The organism is Halomonas sp., from assembly GCF_014859505.1.
GTDB lineage: Bacteria > Pseudomonadota > Gammaproteobacteria > Pseudomonadales > Halomonadaceae > Halomonas.
The window spans coordinates 1-7,055 of sequence record NZ_JACUUD010000132.1 but is presented as its reverse complement, the minus strand read 5'-3'; the positions used below and the strand labels follow the sequence as shown (position 1 = coordinate 7,055).

The 7,055-nt window shown below is 67.9% G+C and carries 5 protein-coding genes; 2 read left to right on the top strand and 3 right to left on the bottom strand.

Annotation, left to right across the window (positions count from 1 at the left end; translation table 11 throughout):
* Positions 1–74: 74 nt before the first annotated feature.
* Together IBX53_RS13530 and IBX53_RS13525 are read left to right on the top strand one after the other, a co-directional pair.
* Positions 75–2,015 carry a VWA domain-containing protein gene (locus IBX53_RS13530; protein ID WP_290910115.1) on the top strand — a complete coding sequence of 647 codons (1,941 nt, stop codon included), beginning with the start codon at positions 75–77 and terminating at the stop codon, positions 2,013–2,015.
* Positions 2,016–2,027: 12 nt separating this feature from the next.
* On the top strand, positions 2,028–2,267 hold the full coding sequence (locus IBX53_RS13525; protein ID WP_290910114.1) for a hypothetical protein: 240 nt from the start codon (positions 2,028–2,030) through the stop codon (positions 2,265–2,267).
* Here IBX53_RS13525 and iadA read toward each other — a convergent pair whose 3' ends face one another.
* From iadA to IBX53_RS13510, 3 genes are read right to left on the bottom strand one after another with little or no spacing between them, the layout of a single operon-like run.
* Positions 2,268–3,437, bottom strand: a complete 1,170-nt coding sequence (iadA, locus tag IBX53_RS13520) for a beta-aspartyl-peptidase (protein WP_290910113.1) — start codon at positions 3,435–3,437, stop codon at positions 2,268–2,270.
* The gene (cphA, locus tag IBX53_RS13515) at positions 3,434–6,070 is read right to left on the bottom strand and encodes a cyanophycin synthetase (protein WP_290910111.1); all 2,637 of its coding nucleotides are present in this window, start codon (positions 6,068–6,070) and stop codon (positions 3,434–3,436) included. The genes iadA and cphA overlap by 4 nt, the downstream gene beginning before the upstream one ends.
* Positions 6,067–6,915 (bottom strand): cyanophycinase, encoded by an 849-nt coding sequence (locus IBX53_RS13510; RefSeq protein ID WP_290910109.1) that lies wholly within the window; start codon positions 6,913–6,915, stop codon positions 6,067–6,069. The genes cphA and IBX53_RS13510 overlap by 4 nt, the downstream gene beginning before the upstream one ends.
* Between the last annotated feature and the right edge of the window lie 140 nt (positions 6,916–7,055).

Sequence of the window (7,055 nt, the reverse complement as noted above, 5' to 3'; positions counted from 1 at the left end):
CGATCTGGATGTCCAGGAAGGGCTGCTGGAAGCCATCAACGCAACCTTCGGCTGAGCCGAGGGGGGAGACCGCCATGCTGCACTTTCTCGAGGTCGAGGAGTTCGTCGGCCGCCACTGGCACCGCTGGGCCTCCAGTGCCGCCAGCTATCGGCGCTATCCCGAGGCCGCCGTGCCCCTGGAGGAGCTGCGCCATGTGCTCGGCGTCTTCTTCCGCGCCAGCGGTGGCGAGTGCGGCCTGGAGGTGGCCGCCATCGTGGCGCGCAGCTCGGCGCATCGGCTCTCGCTGCGCCAGCGGCTCGGCTTCGACGACGAGGCCGTGGACCAGGCGCGTCGCGACGAGGAGCACCTGCTGCTGCCGCCGACCCTGGATGTCTTCCCCGAGGTGCGCCTCAACCGCGACCTCTATTTCTGGCTGACCGCCTACCTGGCGGTGGCCCGGCATCCGGAGCGCCACGCCGACCCGCTGCAGGATGACCTGGCGCGGCTGCGCGAGGCGATGCGGACCACCGAGGCGGCCCTCGAGCGCTTCCCCGGCCTCACCGGGCGCTATCGCGAGCTGTGCAGGGCGTTGCTGGCGGTGCGGCCGGTACGGCGCAAGCTGCCGCCCATGGAGCAGGCCCTGGAAGCCACGCTGCGCGCCCTGCTGGGTGATGACTCCCCTCTCGAGGGCTGGGCTGCCTCCATGGCCGCGGCGGTAGCCGATCCGGAGGTGGCCCTGGCGCCCTTCCAGGCCCCCCGGGGCTATCGGCCGCCGCTGCCGGTGCCGCTGTGGGGCCAGGTGGTCGACCTGGGCCTGGGCCACGGCCGCGAGGAGGACGACGAGGACCCCCACGACGGCGAGGCCAACAGTGCCCAGCAGGCCAGCGAGGGCAAGCGCAAGGCCGAGCGTCGCCACCAGGACCAGTCGGAGCGCGACGACCCGCTGGTCGCCAACCGCTTCGAGAAGATGCTCTCCTGGACCGAGATGGTGAACCTCAACCGCCTGGTGGAGGACAACGAGGACGAGGAGGCCAAGCGCGCCGCCGAGCAGATCGAGGAGATCGTCATCAGCCCCCACAAGCAGCGGGCGGCGACCCGGCTCAAGGTCGACCTCGACCTGCCGCCGGACGAGGCGCTGGGCGAGCGGCTGCGCGGCAAGCAGCTCTACCCGGAGTGGAACTACCGCAAGCAGCGCTATCTGCCCGACCACTGCCAGGTGATCACCGACCTGCAGAGCGAGGAGGGCGAGCAGTGGGAGCCCGACGACGCCACCCGGCGGCGTATCCGCCGGGTACGCCGGGAGTTCGAGGCGCTGCGTCCGCGCCGCGAGATCCTGCGCGGCCAGGTCGACGGCAACGAGCTCGACATGGATGCGGTGATCCGCTCGCGCTGTGACCTGGCCGCCACCGGCGAGGCCAGCGACCGCCTCTACATGTCGGCCCGCGAGCAGGCTCGCGACCTGGCGGTGGATATCCTGGTGGATGTCTCGCTCTCCACCGACGCCTGGCTGGACGATCGCCGGGTGCTCGACGTGGAAAAGGAGGCGCTGCTGGTGCTGGGCCACGGCCTGGCCGGCTGCGGCGACGACTACGCCATCCACTGCTTCACCTCCCACCGCCGACAGAAGGTGTGGGTCAATACCCTCAAGACCTTCGAGGAGTCCATGAGCGAGCGGGTGGCGCGGCGCGTCTCGGCGCTGAAGCCCGGTCACTATACCCGCATGGGGCCGGCGATCCGCCACGTGACCCGGGAGCTTTCCAGGCGACCCAACCGCCACCGCCTGCTGCTGGTGATCACCGACGGCAAGCCCAACGACACCGACTACTACGAGGGGCGCTACGGCATCGAGGACACCCGCAAGGCGGTGCTCGAGGCGCGCCAGCAGGAGGTGCGGGTGTTCGGCGTCACCGTGGATCGCGAGGCGCACCAGTACGTCTCGCACCTGTTCGGGCGCGGCAGCTACGCCATCGTCAACCGGCCCGAACACCTGGCCCTGGCGCTGCCGGGCATCTACCGCCAGATCATCGGCTACTGAGGAGCGAACATCATGAGCAACGCCTCCATGCCGAATCGACGTCCCGCAATCGCCGTCGCCCTGGGTCTGCTGATCGCCCTGGCGGTGATCACTCCGCTGGCCTGGCTGATCAACACCCGCGACTGGGGCATCCTGGTGATGTTCGTGGTGCCCTTCGCCGTCTGGGGGCTGATCTGGCTGGGCCGCCGCCTGGCCGACTGGGCCGAGGTGAGGACGCCGCCGCCGTCATCCGGGCGCGAGGATCTTCGGTAGTCAAGGGTCAACGGCGTAGATTCGTTTCCCTGCCACGAAGGTCTGCTGCGGCTGGAGGTCGTCGTCGAGCAGGGTCACATCGGCATCATGGCCGACGGCCAGGCGGCCTTTACGTGCCTCGAGCCCGAGCACCCGCGCCACGTTTCCCGAGATCAGGCCGAGGGCCTGCTCCAGTGGCAGCACCTCCTCGTGGACCAGGCGCTGCCAGTCCGCGATCAGGGTAGTGTTGCCCGCCACTCGCATGCCGATATAGGTGCCCCGTTCGTCGAACTCGGGCAGGCTGCCGTTGCAGTCGGAGCTCATGGTGATGCGCTCGACCGGGACGCCCCGTCGGAGCAGCCGCGATACGGCACCGAAGCCGCTCAGGTCGTCCTCGTCGGCGTCGTCGAAGGCGGTCACATCCACGCTGGCATCGAAGCTCAGCGCATAGTCGGCGGCCTCCTCGAGCAGGTCGCGATGGCGGTTCACGTGGGTAGGGATCACCTGCTCGGCGGGGATCTCGGTCTCGGTGAGCAGGCGGCGCAGTGGCTCGAGCCCCCGCTTGCCATCGCCGACATGGAAGTGACAGATGCCCAGCTTGCCGGCCAGCATGGCGCCGACCCGGACCTCGCTGACCAGACGCTCGATCTCGTCCTGGCGAGGCTGGCTGGAGCGATGATCCGAGATGGCGATCTCGCCCAGGCCGATGACCTCGGGGATCCAAGCCAGGTCGCGCTGTACGTCGCCGGTGAGGGTCGGTGGCGGTACCCGATAGGATCCCGTGTACATGTAGGCCGCGATACCCTCGGCCCTGAGCCCGCGCACCTTGGCCAGCAGGTCCGCCGGCGAACGACTGATGCCGTCGGTGCCCAGCACGCCCACCACGGTGCCGATGCCCATGGCGGCGATCTCCCGGGCGGTGATTGCCGGGCAGCGGGTACCGCAGCCCCCCTCGCCCCCGCCTCCGGTCACGTGAACGTGCTGGTCGATGAAGGCGGGGACGGCGGTGAGGTGGCGAGCCTCCACCAGGCGCACCGGCCAACCTTGCGGCATGGCGAGATCGCGACCCAGCGCCGCGATCCGACCATCGGCGATGAGGATCTCGTTGGCCTCCAGGGGCTCCGGCGCGAAGATTCGCCCGACGCGCAGCAGGGTCAGCAGGGGAGCGTCACGCTCATCGAGAGGCATCATGCCGGCTCACCGTTGGGACCCGTCGGTGCCGGAGACGTGAAGCGCCGACCCCGGAAGCGCTCGATGGCGCCTTCGATGTCGTCGATCAGCAGTACCAGCAGGTCGCCTGCGCTCGCTTCATCGAAGGCCCTGTCGACGGCCCGGGCCTCCTCCATGATGATTTCCACCCGGCACGCGCCGCCCACCGATTCGGCGCCGTCGCGGAGCAGGCCGGCGGCTTCGCCGACGGTGCGTCCGCGGGGGTCGGTCTCGTAGATGTAGACGACATCGTGCATCCGGGCGAAGAGGGTGCCCAGCGTGAACAGGTCTTCGTCGCGACGATTCCCCGGGGCGCTGGCCACGCTGATCCGGCGCCGGGCCGTAATGCAGCCGACCAGCTCGGCGAGGGCCTCGAGCGCCGGCACGTTGTGCCCGTAATCGATGAGGACCTTGATGCCGTCGGCTTCGATGAGGTTGGTCCGCCCGGGGTTCTGTCCCGGAGTGGGATGGAAGGTTTGCAGGCCCATCTGGATATCGGCGATGGAGAGCCCCAGGGCAAAGGCCGCGGCGCTGGCGGCCAGGGCGTTGGCGACATTGAAGCGGGCGTGTCCCTCGAAGGTGATCGGAACGTCCACCACCGGGATCACCTCGGCCTCGATCTGGCCCTGACGCATCACGATGCGCCCATTGTTGACCGTGAAGGCGACCCCCTGGTCGCGGACATGCTGGCGGACGGGGCGTGAGTCGGGGTCCAGGGTGAAGAAGATGATATCGCCACGGGCCCACTCCTGGCCGGCCAGCACCCTGGGATCATCGGCATTGAGCACGGCCGTACCGCCCTGGCGGACGGCGTCGATCACCACGGTCTTGCAGCGCGCCAGTTCATCGAGAGTATGGATGTCGTGTTCACCCAGGTGGTCGCTGGCGATATTGAGCAAGACACCCACGTCGCACTCGTCGAACCCGAGGCCGCGGCGCATGATGCCGCCGCGGGCCACCTCGAGTACGGCGCACTCGACCGTGGGCTCGCGCAGCACGATGGCCGCCGCCTGTGGCCCGCTGTAATCGCCGCGCATGATGACGTGGCTGTCGATCTCGATGGCGCCGGTACAGGCCATGCCGACGTTGCGTCCCGCCTGGCGCAGCAGGTGTGAGATCACGCGCACCGTCGTCGTCTTGCCGTTGGTGCCGGTTACCGCAACGATGGGGATGCGTCCGTCGGCTTTGCTGTTCGGGAACAGCATGTCGATCACCGGGCGACCCACATCCCGGCCCTGCCCGTGGGTCGGCGAGAGGTGCATGCGAAAGCCGGGGCCGGCATTGACCTCGACGACCGCCGCAGACTGCTCCTCCAGCGGCCGGGTCAGGGTCTCGGCCAGCAGATCGATGCCGATGATGTCGAGCCCGACCAGGCGGGCGATGCGCTCCGCCGCGAAGCGTACTTCGGGATGAACGTCGTCGGTCACGTCCGTGGCCGTGCCTCCGGTGCTCAGGTTCGCCGTCGGCTTCAGGAAGACCATCTCGCCGGCCGGGATGACACTCTGAAGGGTCAGGTCCTGCTGGCCGATCATCCGCAGCGCCTGCTCATCCATCTGGATCTGGGTCAGAAGGTTCTCGTGGCCGATGCCGCGACGGGGATCCCGATTCTCCGCGTCGACCAGGGCCTGCAGGGTGTCGATTCCATTGCCGAGCACATGCGCCGGGCGACGCCTCGCGGCGGCCACCAGCTTGCCGTCGATGACCAGCAGGCGATGGTCCTCGCCGCGGATGTACTGCTCCACGATCACCGACGGGTTGCGATGGGCGGCAATATCGAAGGCATCACGCAGCGCCTGCTCATCCTCGATATTGGTGCTCACACCGCGGCCGTGGTTGCCGATCAGCGGCTTCACCGCGACGGGATAGCCGATGCTGCGTGCGGCCTCGAGCGCCTCGTCGAAGGAGTCGCATACACGCCCCCGGGGAACCGGGATGCCGGCATCACCGAGTAGCTGCTTGGTCCAGGCCTTGTCGTCGGCGATGCCGTAGCTGATCAGATCCGTATGGCCGGTCACCGTTGCCTGGATGCGTTGCTGCCGATGGCCATGGCCGAACTGGATGTAGCTGTTTTCCTCGCTCAAGCGGGTATGGGGAATGCCACGCTGGTCGGCGGCGTCGACGATGGCGGCGGTGGAGGGCCCCAGCATGTGGGCGTCGCGCACCTGCCTCAGGCGGTCGATGATGGCCGGCATGTCGATCGCCTCGCCGGCGAACAGCCGCTCGACCAGATCGACGGCCTCGACCCCGGCGGCCAGGCCACAGGCTTCATCCCGGTAGCGATAGACGACGTTATAGATGCCGGTGTCGTAGCTGTCGATGGTCTTGCCGTAGCCGACCGAGAAGCCGATCAGGTTCTGGAGTTCGATGGCCACATGCTCGACGACGTGACCGGCCCAGGTACCCCGCTCCAGTCGTTCCAGAAAGCCACCGGGGCGGCCCACCGAGCAACGGTGTTCCTGCAGAGTCGGCAGCAGGGCCGTGATGCGCTCGACGATACCGGGGACGGTATCGCTCGGCTGCTCCTCGAGATCACCGATGTCCAGGCGCAGGTAGATCGCCGGGTAGCGGCTGTAGTAGTTCGGGCCGCGCAGGGCCCGATGCTCGAGAATGTTCATTGTCTCTCCGCGAGAATGGCACTCAGTTCTTCGGCAATGAGATAGCGTCGCGCCATTACGTCGAACCCGTGGCCGCTGACCATTGCGTGGAGGGTCATGTTCTCGACCGCCACCGGCTCGCCGATGGACAGGTCGGCAATGTTCGAGCTCGCCAGGTCGCGGCTGTCGATGATGATCACATGGCCCGAGCCGATGGCTTCGAGAATGCCGTGGGGATGAATGATCACCGCGGCATCCTCGCCAATGCCCACGCCCAGGTGTTCCGGGTTGCTCGCCCCGACCTCCATCAGGCGCGTGAACCGCCCGCGCTCGAGAAAATGACTGTCGATGATCATGCCTCTGACGAGTCCGAGGCCAGAGGTCATGTTGACGGCGCCCTTGCGCAGGGCATCGGCGGCGGCGCCGTTATAGATCATGGTGCCTGGCATGGCCGCCGCACCGGCACTGGTGCCTGCCACCACCGCGCCTGCCTGCAAGCGTTGGCGGATGGCCTCCAGGGTCGCCGAGCCACCCATCACGTTGGTCAGGCGGAGCTGGTCGCCGCCGGTCAGGAAGATCACGCCGCTCTGCTCGATCAGGCGGACGGTATCGGGGTCAGCCGCCTGGCGGCGGTCGCGTATGCTCAGGGAATGGACGCGGCTGGCGCCCAGACGAGAGAAGGCGGCTTCGTAATCGGGCAGCACCTCGTCGGGTATGCTGCTCGCCGTGGCAATGACGGCGACCTCGTGGTTATCCGCAGGAGCCAGGGCGAAAACCCGTCTGAGGATTTCGAGTTCGGATGTTCTGTCCTCGGCACCGCCAATGGCCACCAGGTGGCCGGATACCGAGGTGAGTGGAGAGGTCATAACCCTTTCGTCGTCCAGCGACGCTTTTGAGCCAACGCAGACGCCACGTTCGCGTGAGTCATTTGCCGAATGGCAGGATACTTGACGCCTAGGAGACTGTCGGGTTAAGGGGTGCGAATCGCAGAAGTCGCTTCCCCTCG